The 17371-nt window shown below is 37.0% G+C and carries 12 protein-coding genes, 1 other RNA gene and 2 pseudogenes; 11 read left to right on the forward strand and 4 right to left on the reverse strand.

The features are described 5' to 3' along the window. The first annotated feature begins 5 nt into the window (after window positions 1-5). The 8 genes from tpiA to ssrA all read left to right on the forward strand — a co-directional run bounded on the left by tpiA (window position 6) and on the right by ssrA (window position 8566). The gene (tpiA, locus tag AN964_RS06045; protein ID WP_055738838.1) at window positions 6-767 is read left to right on the forward strand and encodes a triose-phosphate isomerase; all 762 of its coding nucleotides are present in this window, start codon (window positions 6-8) and stop codon (window positions 765-767) included. Further along, window positions 760-2295: a 2,3-bisphosphoglycerate-independent phosphoglycerate mutase gene (gene gpmI, locus AN964_RS06050; protein ID WP_055738839.1), complete on the forward strand. Its 1536-nt coding sequence runs from the start codon at window positions 760-762 to the stop codon at window positions 2293-2295. Before tpiA ends, gpmI begins: the two co-directional genes overlap by 8 nt. A gap of 27 nt (window positions 2296-2322) precedes the next feature. Continuing rightward, window positions 2323-3615 carry a phosphopyruvate hydratase gene (gene eno / locus AN964_RS06055; RefSeq protein WP_055738840.1) on the forward strand — a complete coding sequence of 431 codons (1293 nt, stop codon included), beginning with the start codon at window positions 2323-2325 and terminating at the stop codon, window positions 3613-3615. 350 nt (window positions 3616-3965) lie between these two features. Then, on the forward strand, window positions 3966-4199 hold the full coding sequence (gene secG / locus AN964_RS06060; protein WP_055738841.1) for a preprotein translocase subunit SecG: 234 nt from the start codon (window positions 3966-3968) through the stop codon (window positions 4197-4199). Window positions 4200-4422: 223 nt separating this feature from the next. Further along, complete coding sequence (locus tag AN964_RS06065; protein ID WP_280513078.1) at window positions 4423-5172, forward strand: alpha/beta hydrolase; 750 nt, start codon at window positions 4423-4425, stop codon at window positions 5170-5172. A gap of 84 nt (window positions 5173-5256) precedes the next feature. After that, the gene (gene rnr, locus AN964_RS06070; RefSeq protein ID WP_437177109.1) at window positions 5257-7548 is read left to right on the forward strand and encodes a ribonuclease R; all 2292 of its coding nucleotides are present in this window, start codon (window positions 5257-5259) and stop codon (window positions 7546-7548) included. Window positions 7549-7614: 66 nt separating this feature from the next. Next, the gene (smpB, locus tag AN964_RS06075) at window positions 7615-8085 is read left to right on the forward strand and encodes an SsrA-binding protein SmpB (RefSeq protein ID WP_055738844.1); all 471 of its coding nucleotides are present in this window, start codon (window positions 7615-7617) and stop codon (window positions 8083-8085) included. Window positions 8086-8227: 142 nt separating this feature from the next. Continuing rightward, window positions 8228-8566: a transfer-messenger RNA gene (gene ssrA, locus AN964_RS25345) on the forward strand. 1367 nt (window positions 8567-9933) lie between these two features. On the opposite strand, the gene AN964_RS06080 is transcribed toward ssrA, so the two are convergent. Next, window positions 9934-10278: an EAL domain-containing protein gene (locus AN964_RS06080; protein ID WP_083489238.1), complete on the reverse strand. Its 345-nt coding sequence runs from the start codon at window positions 10276-10278 to the stop codon at window positions 9934-9936. Window positions 10279-11411: 1133 nt separating this feature from the next. Between AN964_RS06080 and AN964_RS25350 the strand changes: the two are divergent. Both AN964_RS25350 and AN964_RS06085 read left to right on the forward strand, forming a co-directional pair. Then, window positions 11412-11569 (forward strand): annotated as a pseudogene (locus AN964_RS25350) (DUF1657 domain-containing protein). Between the two features lie 180 nt (window positions 11570-11749). Beyond that, window positions 11750-13255 carry a phospholipase D-like domain-containing protein gene (locus AN964_RS06085; RefSeq protein WP_055738846.1) on the forward strand — a complete coding sequence of 502 codons (1506 nt, stop codon included), beginning with the start codon at window positions 11750-11752 and terminating at the stop codon, window positions 13253-13255. Window positions 13256-13401: 146 nt separating this feature from the next. Here the strand turns inward: AN964_RS06085 and AN964_RS06090 are convergent, their stop codons facing one another. From AN964_RS06090 to AN964_RS06105, 3 genes and pseudogenes are all read right to left on the reverse strand, one after another. Then, window positions 13402-13851, reverse strand: coding sequence for a hypothetical protein (locus tag AN964_RS06090; RefSeq protein ID WP_055738847.1), 450 nt, complete (start codon window positions 13849-13851; stop codon window positions 13402-13404). An 860-nt stretch (window positions 13852-14711) separates the two neighbouring features. Continuing rightward, window positions 14712-15014 (reverse strand): hypothetical protein, encoded by a 303-nt coding sequence (locus tag AN964_RS06100; protein WP_055738849.1) that lies wholly within the window; start codon window positions 15012-15014, stop codon window positions 14712-14714. Window positions 15015-15212: 198 nt separating this feature from the next. Next, a pseudogene (locus AN964_RS06105) lies at window positions 15213-15734 on the reverse strand (GNAT family N-acetyltransferase). A gap of 278 nt (window positions 15735-16012) precedes the next feature. Here AN964_RS06105 and AN964_RS06115 point away from each other — a divergent pair. Continuing rightward, window positions 16013-17172 (forward strand): IS3 family transposase gene (locus AN964_RS06115; protein ID WP_268888313.1). Its coding sequence is split into 2 segments (ribosomal slippage): window positions 16013-16274 and window positions 16274-17172, totalling 1161 coding nucleotides; the frame shifts between segments, so codons are not numbered across the junction. The last annotated feature ends 199 nt before the right edge of the window (window positions 17173-17371 follow it).

The raw sequence follows: 17371 nt of genomic DNA on the forward strand, positions 1-17371 counted from the left end.
GGAAGATGCGTAAGCCAATTATCGCAGGAAACTGGAAAATGTTTAAAACATTACCGGAAGCAACTTCTTTTGCTCAGGAAGTAAAAGGTCTTGTTCCAAGTAATAATGTAGTAGATTCCGTTATTTGCTCACCAGCGTTGTTCCTAGAGCGTTTAGTGGAAGCTACAAAAGATTCAGATGTAAAAATTGGTGCACAAAACATGCACTTTGAAGAAAGCGGTGCTTTCACAGGGGAAATCAGTCCTAAAGCATTAGAAGATTTAGGTGTTGATTATGTCATTCTAGGTCATTCTGAGCGCCGCGAGATGTTCAATGAAACAGATGAAGCTGTCAATAAAAAAGTTTTATCTGCTTTTAAATATCATTTAACACCAATCGTATGTGTCGGTGAAACTCTTGCACAACGTGAAAATAATGAAACAAAAGAACTTGTTGGTTCACAAGTGAAAAAAGCTTTAACAGGTCTCACAGAAGATCAAGTTAAACAAACAGTTATTGCTTATGAACCAATCTGGGCAATCGGCACAGGAAAATCTTCTACAGCTGAAGATGCAAATGAAGTTTGTGCCCATATCCGCAGCGTTGTTTCAGAAAGCTTTTCTCAGGATGCTGCTGATGCGATTCGCATCCAATATGGCGGCAGTGTGAAGCCTGCAAATATTAAAGAATATATGTCACAACCGGATATTGATGGGGCATTAGTTGGCGGTGCCAGCCTAGAGCCACAATCATTTTTACAACTTTTGGAGGCGGTAAGCCATGAGTAAATCTCCAGTCGCACTCATCATTTTGGATGGGTTTGGACTTCGCAGTGAAACAAAAGGTAATGCTGTTTCACATGCTAAGAAACCGAATTTTGACCGCTATTGGAATGAATTTCCTCACAATACACTTACAGCGAGCGGTGAGGCTGTGGGGTTACCAGAAGGTCAAATGGGAAACTCTGAAGTTGGGCATCTTAATATAGGTGCTGGACGTATTGTCTACCAAAGTTTAACAAGAGTGAATGTAGCGATCCGTGAAGGTGAGTTTGAGAAGAACCCGACTCTTGTTGAAGCGGTAGAGCATGCGAAAAAGAACGGAACAGCACTTCACCTATTTGGACTTTTATCTGATGGCGGAGTTCACAGCCATATTAATCACATGTTTGCTTTATTAAAATTAGCAGCAGATCAAGGTCTTGATAAGGTTTACGTTCATGCTTTTCTGGACGGACGTGATGTAGGTCCGAAAACAGCTGCTAAATATATTAAGGAAACCCAAGAAAAGTTTAAGGAATATGGCGTTGGAGAGTTTGCTACTATTTCAGGCCGTTATTACTCAATGGACCGTGATAAGCGTTGGGAACGTGTAGAAAAATCTTATCGCGCCATGGTATACGGGGAAGGTCCTACTTATACTGATCCATTACAGCTTGTAGAGGATTCTTATGAGCATGGTATTTTAGACGAGTTCGTCATTCCTTCTGTTATCACAAAGGAAAATGGCGAGCCGGTTGCTACGATTCAGGATAATGATGCTGTTATTTTCTATAACTTCCGTCCGGACCGTGCAATTCAAATCTCAAACACGTTTACGAATGAGGATTTCCGTTCATTTGATCGTGGGCCAAAACATCCTAAAAACTTATTTTTTGTATGTATGACCCTATTCTCTGAATCAGTGGATGGATATGTTGCTTTTAAACCAGTCAATCTTGATAATACACTTGGTGAGGTTTTATCACAAAACGGTTTAAAACAACTTCGCATTGCGGAGACAGAAAAGTATCCTCATGTTACATTCTTTATGAGCGGTGGTCGTGAAGCAGAGTTCCCTGGTGAGACAAGAATTCTGATTAATTCACCTAAAGTCGCAACGTATGATTTGAAGCCAGAGATGAGCGCATATGAGGTAACAGAGGCGCTTCTCGATCAAATTCAAAATGATAAGCAAGATGCAATTATCCTAAACTTCGCTAATCCTGATATGGTTGGACACTCAGGTATGCTAGAGCCAACTGTTAAAGCAATTGAAGCAGTCGACGAATGCTTAGGTAAAATCGTTGATTTAATTGTTGAAAAAGGCGGTACAGCGATTATTACTGCGGATCATGGAAACGCCGATGAAGTAGTAACGCTAGAAGGACAGCCAATGACTGCCCATACCACGAATCCAGTTCCTGTTATTGTCACAAAACAAGGCATTGAATTGCGTGATGGCGGAATTCTAGGTGATTTGGCACCAACAATGCTAGACTTATTAAATGTTGAAAAACCAAAAGAAATGACAGGTTCATCTTTAATTAAACATTAATTTTTTTATGAAAAGGAGATAGTTACAATGCCACATATTACAGAAGTATACGCACGTGAAGTATTAGATTCTCGCGGTAATCCAACAGTAGAAGTAGAAGTTTATACACAATCAGGAGCATTTGGCCGCGCATTAGTGCCAAGCGGTGCTTCCACTGGAGAATACGAAGCAGTAGAACTTCGCGATGGAGATAAAGACCGTTACCTTGGAAAAGGCGTTCAAAAAGCAGTTCAACACGTAAACGAAGTAATTGCTGAAGCGATTATCGGATATGACGTAACAGAACAAGTTCTTATTGATAAAGTACTTATTGAATTAGATGGCACTGAAAACAAAGGTAAATTAGGTGCTAACGCAATTCTAGGTGTTTCCATGGCAGTAGCTCGCGCAGCTGCAGATTTCCTAGGAGTAGAATTATATCAATATCTTGGCGGTTTCAATGCAAAACAATTGCCAACACCAATGATGAACATTGTAAACGGTGGAGAGCATGCGGATAACAACGTGGATATTCAAGAATTTATGATCATGCCTGTTGGTGCTCCTACATTTAAAGAAGCACTTCGTATGGGTGCAGAAGTATTCCATAACTTAAAATCAGTTCTAAAAGCAAAAGGCTTAAACACAGCTGTTGGTGATGAAGGTGGATTTGCTCCAAACCTTGGATCTAATGAAGAAGCTCTTCAAACAATCATTGAAGCAATCGAAAAAGCTGGCTACAAACCAGGCGAAGACGTTATGCTTGCAATGGATGCGGCATCTTCAGAGTTCTATAACAAAGAAGACGGAAAATACCATTTATCAGGTGAAGGTGTTGTAAAAACATCTGCAGAAATGGTTGACTGGTATGAAGAACTTGCTTCTAAATATCCAATCATCTCCATTGAAGATGGTTTAGATGAAAATGACTGGGAAGGCCATAAGCTTCTAACAGAACGTCTTGGCAAAAAAGTTCAACTAGTTGGTGACGATTTATTCGTAACAAATACGAAAAAACTTTCTGAAGGTATTAAAAACGGTGTAGGTAACTCTATCCTTATCAAAGTGAACCAAATTGGTACTTTGACAGAAACATTTGATGCAATTGAAATGGCAAAACGCGCTGGTTATACAGCAGTTGTATCTCACCGTTCTGGTGAAACAGAAGATACAACTATTGCTGATATCGCAGTTGCGACAAACGCAGGCCAAATCAAAACAGGTGCACCATCTCGTACAGACCGAGTTGCGAAATACAACCAATTACTTCGCATCGAAGATCAACTTGGCGAAACTGCACAATACCTTGGTAAAAACTCATTCTATAACTTATCTAAATAATTTACTTAAACTGTCAGGTCTGTGGATCTGGCAGTTTTTTATGTGAAAATGACGTTTTATTTGCTCAAACTTATTTTTGATGCTTGCTTTGCAGAACCTTTTTTAGCGAAAAATAAAGAATCCCGCCAATATAACGGATAATCCCGCGAAATTTAAGCATTATTCCGCCAAATTGGGTAATAATTCCGCGAACTTACCATATTCAATATCTCGTCCGTTAAAATTTGATTGTATCTAATTGGCTGTTATGATACATTAAATATATCTATAGTGTTCCGGATTGCTAAATTAGATTGGACAACCGTCTAAAATCAGCATTCTGTGATTGTTTTTTCAGGAGGTGGGTCTTCATGCATACGTTATTTTTGACCTTATTAATTATTGATGCGGTTGCTTTAATTGCTGTCGTCATATTACAATCTAGTAAAAGTGCTGGTCTTTCAGGAGCTATTTCCGGTGGAGCGGAGCAACTTTTCGGGAAACAAAAAGCTCGTGGTATGGATTTAGTGCTTCACAGAATCACGATTGTCCTTGCTGTATTATTTTTCATATTTGCATTAGCAGTTACTGTTTTTGGAGAATAAGAAAAGAGTACTCAACCTGGCCGCTGGATGGTCAGGTTTGTTTTTTATTCATAAGCTGTGTTGTTATGATATTCTGTTTTAATAGGGTTGGAAGCAGCTTATCTCGAGGAATCTGCTTTACATAATTAATGCAATAAACTCATATCAAAGCGTATTTGTGGAATGTTTACATATACTCTGTTAAAAATAATATGGAACGAATCGAAATTAAAGGAGTTTGTACATCATGAAAATAGTAGCACCTAAGCCATTTACATTCGAAGGAGGAAAAAGAGCTGTATTACTGCTCCACGGTTTCACCGGCAGCTCGGCGGATGTCCGAATGCTAGGGAGATTTTTAGAGTCAAAAGGCTACACATGCCATGCCCCAATTTATAAAGGACACGGTGTACCTCCAGAAGAGTTGGTTCACACGGGACCTAATGACTGGTGGCAAGATGTCATGAAAGGCTATGAGCATCTTAAAGAAAAAGGCTATGAGGAAATTGCAGTTGCAGGTCTTTCGCTAGGTGGAGTATTTTCCCTAAAATTGGGTTACACTGTAGCAATAAAGGGAATTATCCCAATGTGTGCACCTATGTATATAAAAAGTGAAGAAACCATGTATAACGGAGTGGTGGATTACGCTCGTCAATATAAAAAATTCGAAGGAAAAAGTCCAGAACAAATTGAAACAGAAATTGAAGAATTTAAAAAAACACCAATGGGAACGTTGAAAGAACTGCAAGATTTAATAGCTGATGTTCGCAAAAATGTTGACATGATCTATGCCCCTACTTTTGTTGTTCAAGCAAGACATGATGAAATGATCAATACAGACAGCGCGAATATTATTTATAATGAAGTAGAATCGGACAAAAAACAGATAAAATGGTACGAGGAATCTACTCATGTGATTACACTAGGAAAAGAAAAGGAACAGCTGCATGAGGATGTGTACGAGTTTTTAGAAACATTGAATTGGACTGTCTAAAAAACATGAACAATGTTCCCAATGACGGAGGGATAAAATTTGGAAGAAAATATACTTTCACGGGTTGACCGTATTTTACATTATATGAGAGATGAAACTTATAAACCTTTAACGGTTCAAGAACTTGAAGCCGCATTTGGGATTGAGGATTCAACGGATTTTAAAGATTTTGTAAAAACACTTGTATATATGGAAGAAAAGGGACTGGTGGTTAGAACAAGAAGCAATCGCTATGGACTCCCTGAAAAAATGAATTTGGTAAGAGGAAAACTAACAGGACATGCAAAGGGCTTTGCCTTTGTTACACCCGAAGAGCCAGGGTATGACGACATTTTTATCCCTCCGCATGAAACGAATAATGCGATGCATGGGGATATTGTTCTTGTTCGTGTTTCAGCAGAAAGTTCGGGTGCAAGACGAGAAGGTACCGTTGTACGAATCTTAGAGCGCGGTATTAAAGAAATCGTCGGAACTTATACGGAAAGTAAATACTTTGGATTTGTCATTCCGGATGATAAGAAGCTTGATAGTGATGTTTTTATACCGAAAAATGCAAATGCAGGCGCAGTGGAAGGGCACAAAGTTGTCGTTCGGTTAACATCCTATCCTGAAGGAAGAAAAAATGCGGAGGGAGAAGTAATTAAAGTCCTTGGTCATAAAAATGATCCTGGAGTAGATATTCTCTCAGTAATTCATAAATACGGACTTCCACAAGGCTTTCCGGAAGAAGTATTAGATCAGGCGAATAGCGTCCCTGACACTATTGAGGAGAGTGAAATCGGCAACCGCCGTGATCTGCGCGGTGAAATGATTGTGACAATTGATGGGGCAGATGCGAAGGATTTAGATGATGCTGTAACCGTAACAAAATTAGATAATGGAAACTATAAGCTAGGTGTTCATATTGCAGATGTCAGCCATTATGTAACAGAAGGTTCTCCAATCGATAAAGAAGCATTTGAAAGAGGAACTAGTGTTTACTTAGTGGACCGTGTCATTCCAATGATACCGCATCGTTTATCGAACGGTATTTGCTCGCTTAATCCGAAAGTGAACCGTTTTACCTTATCTTGTGAAATGGAGATTAATGATCAGGGGGAAGTGGTCAGTCACGAAATTTTCGAAAGTGTCATTAAAACAACGGAAAGAATGACGTACTCCGATGTTAATAAGATTTTAGTAGAAAAAGATGAAGAACTGAGAAATCATTATAAAGAATTGGTTCCAATGTTTGAAACAATGGAAGAGCTTGCCGGGCTCCTTCGAAATAAAAGAATGCATCGCGGTGCTATTGACTTTGATTTTAAAGAAGCAAAGGTTATTGTGGATGAAGATGGCAAACCTACCGATGTCGTAACTAGAGAGCGCTCTGTTGCAGAAAGATTAATTGAAGAGTTTATGCTTGCAGCTAATGAAACGGTTGCGGAACATTTTCACTGGCTTGAGGTACCTTTTATGTACCGTATTCATGAGGATCCAAAAGCTGAAAAGCTTCAACGCTTTTTTGAATTTATCACGAACTTTGGACTTATCGTCAGAGGGACGGCAAATGCCGTTCATCCAAGAGCATTGCAGGAAATTATTGAAGCGGTGCAAGGAAAACCAGAGGAAATGGTTGTTTCCACTGTCATGTTAAGGTCCATGCAGCAGGCAAAATATGATCCTGAAAGTCTTGGACATTTTGGGCTATCAACACAGTTTTATACTCACTTCACATCACCGATTCGCCGTTATCCTGATTTAATTGTGCATCGCTTGATCCGCACTTATTTAATTGAAGGAAAATTAGATGAGGCAACTCGTGCAAAATGGGATGCGGTTTTACGTGAAATTGCTGATCATACATCAAAGATGGAAAGAAGAGCGGTTGATGCGGAACGAGAAACAGATGAATTGAAAAAGGCAGAATTCATGGAAGATAAAATTGGCGAAGAATTTGATGGAATCATCAGTTCTGTCACTAATTTCGGGATGTTTGTGGAATTGCCGAACACGATTGAAGGTCTTGTCCATGTGAGCTATATGACAGATGATTATTATCGCTATGATGAGCGCCAATATGCTATGATAGGGGAAAGGACAGCAAATGTCTTCCGAATCGGCGATGAAATTACCGTTCGTGTCATCAAAGTAAATAAAGATGAACATGATATTGACTTTGAAATTGTCGGCATGAAAAATAACAGACCACGTCGCAGCGATGATAAACCGCGTATTGTTAAGGTTCGCGGTCATAAAAAAGATTCGAAGCGAAAAGGTCCAGGTAATGAAGAAAATGAGGGAGAATGGTCTAATCGTCCACCTCAAGCGAAAAAGAAGAAGAAAAAGTCATTCTCTAATAAACCAAAAAATAATCGGAACAAGAAAAGAAAATAAAAAGATAGTGCCAGGCACCGATAAGTGCCTGGCTTTCGAAACAGTTTTTAGAATGGGGGAGTCAGAATGCCAAAAGGGGAAGGCAAGGTTGTTGCCCAAAACAAAAAGGCTGGCCATGATTATTTTATTGAAGAAACATATGAAGCTGGAATTGTGCTGCAAGGAACGGAGATAAAGTCGATTCGGGCCGGAAGAGTAAATCTAAAAGATTCTTTTGCACGTATTCATAAAGGCGAAGTATTTCTTTATAATATGCATATTAGCCCTTATGAACAGGGAAATCGCTATAATCATGATCCATTAAGAACAAGAAAGCTTTTGCTTCATCGTAAACAAATCAATAAATTGATTGGTGAAACGAAAGAGCAAGGATATGCGCTTGTACCGCTAAAGATGTACTTAAAAGATGGATTCGCAAAAGTATTAATTGGATTAGGAAAAGGGAAGAAGAACTACGATAAACGAGAAGATTTAAAGAAAAAAGAAGCAAAGCGCGAGATCGAAAAGGCATTTAAAGCAAAGCAGCAGCAATACTGATGAGAGATACAGAAATTTACAATTGAAATATACGATAAACATGTTATAATAGTACATGTAGCCAGTTAATAAGTTATTAATTTTGTAGCGCATAGCTCATAAGGATTGATCCTAAATCCCAATATATTATATATGGGGACGTTACGGATTCGACAGGGGTAGTTTGAGCTTGAGTTGCGAGCCGAGGGGTCGACCTCGTAAAAACGCAAGCCTAAATATAACTGGCAAATCTAAACAAAACCTAGCTTTAGCTGCCTAATAAGCACTGAGCTGATCCTCCCTCCATCGCCCATGTGGTAGGGTCAGGGTCTCAACTTAAGTGGGATACGCCGGACGTCCTCCGCCTGGGGACTATGGAAGAGAACAATCAGGCTAGCATCACGGACGCCTGTCGGTAGGCATATGTTGATGCGAAACCAAAATATATCGACTACGCTCGTAGAAGCTTAAGTGGCAATATTTCTGGACGTGGGTTCGATTAGTAAATTAGTCGCCTTGTATGGTAACATACAAGTGAAAATCCGGCTTTATCGGTGAAACCTAAGCTACTATTGTAGTAAGGCAATACCGAGCGGTATGTGGAGTAATCCAACAGCCGTGTATCGACTTATAGGCTGCCACCGTTTCTAGTGGTAGTACTAGGATGCGAAAATGATATCACCATTGATAAATTTTTCTTTCGCATAATACGCCGGGGGACCTGTTCATATTACAGGTTCAAGATATAGTCAGTGCCATGACGAAAGCATGGAAGAGCACGTCCCACCGTCTCCACCAAATACATAGTTGGTGGATTTTTCATTTTGTGACTTGAACCATAAAAATGTCACACTTACAATTTTATTCTTTAAAATTTAAGTGACAATTTTATGCTTTAAAGAATCATTTGAATTTTATGCTGGTTCTTGTTTATTTTTGAAAAGCTGTAGACATGTCTACAGCTTTTTGTTTTTTATCCTACAAAAGATATAAGAGTCGAAAATTTTAAGAAATAGCATAATTTTAGAACTAAATAAGATTTAAATTTGTGAAATATTACAGGAATAAAAAACTTTAAGGTCCCTCAATTTTTATGAGCAAGATGAGGGTTATGGTAAAAAATTCCAAATTATTTCGAGGAAGATTTTCTGTTTATTCCGCATTAAGAGACGAAAACCATATTGTTTGAATGTAAGGATTGTCAGGGAACTAGCTTGGTCTTATGTGTTTTAAACAGTGATATTTTATCGTCAAAGCTTTCGTATCGATAAGAATGTTCACTCACACATGTTAGTGCAAATTGTTCATCAAACCCAATCATTGCGCCCTCATAAGGCCTTCATTACGCTTATTATAGACAATGATTCCATAAGCTTTCATATTCAGTAGCTGTTGATAGATTAGTACATATGTTGCTTTGGAATAAAGTTTTATCAAAATATTGTTACAGCCATTGAAATGTACCACTTTTGACATTAGTTAAAATGGAGTTAGTGGAAAGAAAATTTTCTAAGGAAGGCCGAAGAGAAGTGAAATTAAAATAACTATTTAAGGTAAAAAGTTTCAAATAAATCTAGTGAAAATTCGGTATCTTATATGGCTATGCTGTTCGCATTAGATAAAATGCCCGAAGAAGATATTCAGTCTTTACTTCGTATTAGAAAGAACAATTAAATCACATAATTGAAAGTTGAATCGTTTTTAATAAATCGTGCGCATTTCTGTAGCAAAAGTGTGCTCTTCTTTAAGAATTGGCCATTTTAATGAGAAGTAAACTGAGGCACAAGTTATTTCATAAATCGGTGGTACTGTTTACTGTTTTAACTTATTAAAACTTAGACATTGAAAACAGGATCAAGCGGGTTAAAACTAGGATTGCAGTTTTATATGTAAATAGAAGAAAAAATTAACCACCCATTTAGAAAATAAACCACAAATTATATATCCAATCAATAGATGAAAATAGTTAGCACCTTTTGCAAATTGAATTTCATCAAGTTTTTCTTTTAATTTGCTTGCCACCAAAGGTTTACTTAAGAAATACCCTTGCCCCTGGTCACACAAATGCTCCTGAAGAAATAAAAGTTGTTCCTTTGTTTCTATACCTTCAGCAATCACGTTCATATTTAAACTATGTCCCATTGATATAATAGTTTTAACAATCTCCTCAACACTTGGATTGTTATAAAGATCGCGTACAAAAGACTGATCAATTTTTAATTTATCTCAGTCTAATTCTTTTTATAAGATATCTTATTTAAGTTTTTTTATACATTAGCCTCAACACACATCTCAGAACAAAGATTCATATACTACTAGGCAAATGTGGCAAAAAATACCCATTCTCTAGATCCTTGAATGGTTTTCTAAGAAGGGGGTGTCAGCCAAAACATTTATAATTGGAAAAGGAAACAAAGGATTATTTCGGTAGGACTAATCCTCCTTTACAAAGCTTAGACCCTTTCATCGAGCGCTTTTTGGCAGTGAAAGGGTCTTTGATTTTGAATTTATCCTACCTTACACCCAGGGGGAGAACGTGTCCCTAAGCATTTTTTTAATTTAAAAATACGTTTGAAACGCTTGTATTTGCTTTCAGAGGCATTTTTGTTTTTTGTGCCTGTAATGTATTTTTAATAATGGTCAATCACCCCATATATTTAAAACGAATACAATGATTGTGGCAGGATAATCACCTCCTTATTTTTGCCGAATCCAAAGCCTTTCAACTAAAAACTCTTGAAGCTCCAAAAAGCCTAAATGAAATGTTGGTGTTTTAGGCTTTTTGGTATGAAAACAAAAGGTAACTTTTCGAGAGTAAAAATGGAAAAACAAAATAAACTAAAGGACAGGAGAAAAGAGCAATTTATTCGCTCTTTTCCTCAAAATAAATCGAAATTAATTATTGGATTAGTTATTTTGCGTTGGATGGTTTTATCATTACGGTAGGTTTTAATACATTAGGATTTAAAGCATTCTATTTTTAATTGGGATGTTTGTTTCATTAATTGTTAGGCCCTCTAATTGTTAGCTGGATATTTTGGATTTACGATTTTATTAATTGGAAGGCCCCATTTTTCCATAGCTTAATTTTAAGCCTGAAACGGGCAACATTCGGTAAGTGTAAAGCCTAGATTCTTATCAAAGTTTGTCCTTATAAATGAGTATATATGTTGATTAGGCAATAGGAAATTATGTATATACTGGCCTCATTTACACTGTTTTTGACATTCTCCCTGGACACTTCTAAACAGTATATCATTTCTATTCTCTAATCTTTTCCACGTATATTCCCGACTTTATAAACAGACAATACTTGTAAGTTCAGCATTTTTAGGAGGAATAACAAAATGACTGTTGAAACTCAAGTATACCAAACACAGTAGCGGGATTAAAAAGTTCCTGGGCAAGCTTTGAACAATTTGCATTACAAACCGAAAACAAGAATGCAAAGCAACTATATCGAAAAACTCAAGCTATAATTGACAGTATCGAGCCCCGTGATTAACAAATACAACAAGAAGAGCTTCAATATAAGCAATAATGTCCAATGTTTTTGCTTGGCTTTATGGAGACCCAAATTGGGAATAAAACATTTTATTAATACAAAAATCATTGCAATTGTGTTTATTGAAATAATCATATACTCTTTCGATCATTTAAATCGTCAAGATAGAAGGTGCTTATTTTGAGTTGGATTTTCGGGCTTTATTTATTAAATACTGGTTTTATGATCATTATGATGATTCGTGAGGTACGGCGACCAGCAGTGGCATTAAATTGGATAGCCATTAGTTTTATATTCCCTGCGATTGGTTTTGTTCTCTATCTGATTACATCTAATCCCGTACGTATGAATCGCCGTAAAAAGCCGACTTCTACTTCTAACGAATCAGACACGTTACCGGATTCTTTTAGCAACTCAGCAAAAGTAATCGCACAAACATTGAAACACATGAGCGTGGGGGGATTAAGGTCTGGTCAAGTACAAGTGCTTATAAATGGGATGAAAACTTATGAAAGACTTATGAAATCTATACAGAACGCCAAAAAAACGATTGACCTGGAATATTACATATATAAAGATGACCAAATTGGGAGGCGTATCACGGATCTGCTTATCGCACGATCATTGGACGGTGTGCATATCCGCTTTATTAGGGACGGCTGGGGTAGCAGAAAATTATCCAAAACGCAGATTTCCCGGATGATGGATGCAGGGATAGAGTGCAGGACAATTTTTCCTTTACGTCCCCCTTGGGTATTTTCAACCCTGAATAACAGAGATCATTGTAAGATTGTCCTAATCGACGGTGGGGAAGCTTTTACCGGCGGGATTAATATTGGGGATGATTATGCTGGATTAAACCCAAATATAGGGTTCTGGCGTGATACTCATGTAAGAATAGCAGGTAAAGCATCATCTGATTTGAACCATATTTTCGAAGACCATTGGAATATTGCTTCGCCAGAACAAATAAAGTCAAAAACCAGAATGAAAACTAGGACAGGAAAAGATGGTTCTCCACTCAACACTACAATCAGCTTACCAAAACCATTTACCATGATGACAGAATGGAGCGCCGAGTTGGCAACTATTCAAGAAACAAACGCGAATAAAGATCCGGGCAGTGAGAAAATGAACCAAGCCTATGTACATACAGTTGAAGGGAATCCTGGGATTCCTACGCCTTTTATTAGGGAAGCCTACTTTATAGGGATAACACAAGCCACCAAAACCATTGACATCACCACACCCTATTTCGTGCCAGATCAAGATATTATTATGGGACTTAAGACAGCAGTGAAACGTGGAGTACGTGTAAGATTACTGGTTCCCCGGGAAGTCGATCAAAAAATCGTGGAACGGGCAAGCTTTACTTATTACGGAGAGTTGCTCGAAGCAGGGGTTCAAATCTTTCTATATAACAAAGGAATGTTGCACGCGAAGACGATGGTTATCGATGGGGAAGTAGCGGAAGTAGGGGCAGCAAACTATGATATGAGAAGCTTTCGCTTGAATTACGAAGTGAGTGAATTTTTTTACAGTAATGACGTGGCGATAGAACTTACACAACAATTTGAGCAGGATTTACAAGATTCTGTATCTTTGAAAGTAGAGGATATATTGCAGCGCTCTCCTTCCCAGCGTTTAATGCAGCAAGGCGCTCGTCTCCTTTTTCCGTTGCTGTAGCCATCAACATTTGAAGAAGTTTTCTACTATAAAACATATTCTAAAAGCCCTCATGTAATCTAAAACTGAGGGCTTCTTTAAACAAATATGTTAGCTGAAAGTCCGTACGAATATTCCTCCATTCACCAACAATATTCCCCTTTAATTCAATATCGGCTGCCGTATAATAAATCAGATGTTAAAAAGACTCCGGCGGGTGGCAGGGATTCACTTTTAATGGGGGATCCAATAAGGTTTGTTTCTGTTGTAGCTATCCAACTTCCATGTTCGCCAGTCTGTAAAGAGGGGGGATTCATGATAAGCTGCCCACTTAAAATCAAATGACGAATTTTAATAGTGACATCATCAAATATATATAAATGACCAGTAAATGTGGCATAGGGTGAATCAAATCTTATTTGATTGGTATTTTCATTCCAATACCCCCTAATTGGAATAGCGGTTCCACGAAAATTAATTGTTCCACTTACCCTGTTATTAGTAATAGAGTTAATGATAAGTATCCCCCAAATGATTGGTCTACCACCAATAGCAGCATGGATACCCCACCTTGATGGGAATGGGATACTTAACGGAATTTCCTGTCCTGTATTCAAAGATACTCTCTCCCTTAATGCGATTAAATGAGAAATTCACAAATTATTTTTATGTTCATTTACAATCATATGCATCGAATATCAAATTGGGTATAGATGAAAAAGCAATTATTTTTAACAAAGAAGACGCTATAACTGGCATGATTCAGTCTGTTAAGCATTTTCTAGGTGCTAAAAAGAAGTTTGAAGATAGATCTATTCGTCTAAGGAATAACGAAAATGCAGTGGTATTTTATGAATAGTTAATTGTAAAGAACGATGAAGTATTAGCAAGACTATTTACCATTAGAAATTGGAAATTTACTAATGAGAAATGGTTCAAGGACAGACTGATCAGCAATAAAATGCAACGGCAGCTAGGAAAGTAGAGGGGGCTTTAGTGGAACAAAGAGTTGTGTCTGCATCTCCTTTTCTTATTGAGGGAGTTTAAGTGCATTGTTTCACAAACTAGTTTTTGAAGTTAAATGAGATACTATATCATAATATAAGAAAACTACGAATCAACTAACGTTAAATGGAATTTGCCTACTTAATTCCTTCAGTTTTTAGCACATCAATGACTTTTTTCAAAAATCTCCTAGTTTGAACTAGTTCCGCAATATTGGTGTTATCAAAGTGGCTATCAGACCATGATGTCTTGCCCACAGAACGTATGAGTAATTTTCTACCCTTAATTAAATAGTGATTCGTTTCCTTGAAATTTGCTCCAGCTTGTTGTTTTCGCAAATCCTTCATTCTTATCTAAGAGTTTTTGTACGACATCTTTCGTTAATCTCATTGTTATTATCTCCTTTAGTAGGATAACTTCAAAAAGGCGGTTAATCTTTGAACAACACATCTGTTAGTTCAAATAAGTCTTTTTAAAAAACAATATCTTTAAAACCCGAAACTAACCCGATAGAACCATAATTTCCTGGGTTGCCATAATTCCCTACATTTCCATAGTTACCATAAATACCGAAATTAACATTTTTGTAAGGAGAATAATTATTATACATTAATCGATTTTCATGAATAATTTCACCCAGATAATGTCCTCTCATATCGATAAATATATTTTCCTGTTCACGATAATGACCTATATTCTCCCCTGTAGGCGAATGAAGGTGACCATTTACAAAATTAGCAATATGATGTCCCTTACTGTTGAATAAAAATTTCACGCTAAACCTCTCCTTATAATTTAGTGCTAATATACTATTTATATAATTCGACTTTGTATCTACAAAATCCTTTTTTACTAACCTGCTGCTTTTGTTACATAAGAAAAGATCATACTATATTTTAGGAAAGCCCTCATTTGTAACAGAACGTCTTCGCTAATTGGAATTTACCTCTTCTAATTGATTTGAAAGGTGGAATCATATTTTTTCAATAACTTTGTCAACATTATTCCATTCATATATTAGTTCATTTAATACTTTTCCTCCTATTTTAATTTGAACTTTATTAACTAATTTTGCACCATAATATTCATAAAAATAACGAGTTTTATTATCCTCAAGGACTTCCACAAATACTTTTTCATAACCCAATTAATTAAAATGCCAAAATAGTTCTTTAAGCAGTTTTTTTCCGATTCCTTTTCCTTGATACTCTTCAAGCAAGTAAATCGAGGTCAAATCACCTGAATTTTCCACTACATTAGTTTCTCTTTTCCAGGCATCTGCAAAACCTATAATTTGACCTTCATTATTCTCTGCAATAGCAACGTAATTATCTTCTCTTTCCAAGTTTTTCTTTCACAATTCTGTTCGTTGTTCAACAGATAAATTATCTAAAAAGTCATTTGGGATAATGTCCTTATAAGTCGTTCGCCAACTATTAACGTGAACTTTTGCAATACCTTGTGCATCATCTAATTTTGCTCTTCTAATTTTCATTTCCACACCCCAATATGCAATTTAACGCTTCCTTAATAAGGTAATTTCAAAGCATAAATTCCTTTAAAAACTTGTTCAACAAAACTGCCCCTTTAGTCGAATAAGAAAAAGCCACCAAATTGGCAGCTGGATGATGCTAGACTAAAAAGTGGACACAGATTGTTATAATAAATATATCAATTATAATGAGGTGTGTCCGTATGGCAAANTGATGCTAGACTAAAAAGTGGACACAGATTGTTATAATAAATATATCAATTATAATGAGGTGTGTCCGTATGGCAAAAGGTAATGGTAAACGATACGAAGAGTCTTTTAAAATTGAAACTGTAAAGTATATTAGCGAAAACCATAAATCTGTAGCTCAAGTGGCGAGAGAAGTTGGTGTAAACGAAAATACATTACATGGTTGGATGAAAAAGTATGGTCAACAACCGGAAATCAAGGCTGTACAATCTTTCTCCTCGGAAGGTGCTGCTTTAAAAGCTCTTCAGAAAGAAATGCGCGATTTAAAGGAGGAAAATGAAATCTTAAAAAAGGCGATGCACTACTTCGCGAAAAGCCCTCGGTAAAATATGAATTTATTCATAAGAATCGCTCCCAATTCCGAGTGGAGAAGATGTGCAAAGTCCTGGGAGTATCCAAGAGTGGTTACTTCAAATGGTTAAACCGACCAAAAAGTAACCGGCAGAAAAAGCACGAGAAATTAGCACAAAAAATTCTGAAGACCCATTTAGAATTTAAACAACGTTACGGCAGCGTGAAAATTACTAAAACCCTTAATAAACGTGGCATGAAGGTAAGTGAGCGTACGGTTTCCCGTATTATGACGAAGAACCAATGGAAGTCTTGTACAGTCAAGAAATACAAGGCTACGACCAATTCAAAACATAAACATCCAGTAAGTGAAAACGTCCTAGATCGACAGTTTAAAGCAAGCAAACCAAACCAATTTTGGGTAACGGATATCACTTATATACCGACCAATGAGGGCTGGTTGTATTTGGCGACCGTAATGGACTTATATTCTCGTAAAATAGTAGGTTGGGCTATGGGCAAAACTATGACAAAGGAATTGGTTATCTCTGCATTAAAAATGGCTTACAAGCGTCAAAAGCCGGGAAAAGGCGTCATTCATCACTCAGACAGAGGTGTTCAATATGCTTCCTCTGAGTATCAGAAACTATTAAAAAAGTATCATATGATTGGTAGTATGAGCCGTAAAGGAAACTGTTATGACAATGCTTGCATTGAATCGTTTCACGGGATTCTTAAACGTGAGTTAGTTTATCAAACCAAGTATAGAACAAGAGAAGAAGCGAAGAAATCATTATTTGAATACATCGAGTTCTTCTACAATTCTAAGCGGATTCATTCAACATTGGGCTACTGTACACCAAATGAATTTGAGCGAATGTATAGTAATTCTGCAGCTTGATTTTACCTTCATCAAAAAGTTTAAATCGTACTTTATTTAAACTTTTTGATGAAGGCCACCAAGCGAAAGCGCGGTAGAAAAATCTGTGTCTATTTTCTTGACGTAGTAACATTCTTCAGGAGTTTAATCACAATATTATAGTTGATGCATAATCAAAAGCGAAGCATAAAATTTTTATTCGATTTGAAAAAATTGGGTC

It is taken from the genome of Heyndrickxia shackletonii, assembly GCF_001420715.1.
Classification (GTDB): domain Bacteria; phylum Bacillota; class Bacilli; order Bacillales; family Bacillaceae_C; genus Margalitia; species Margalitia shackletonii.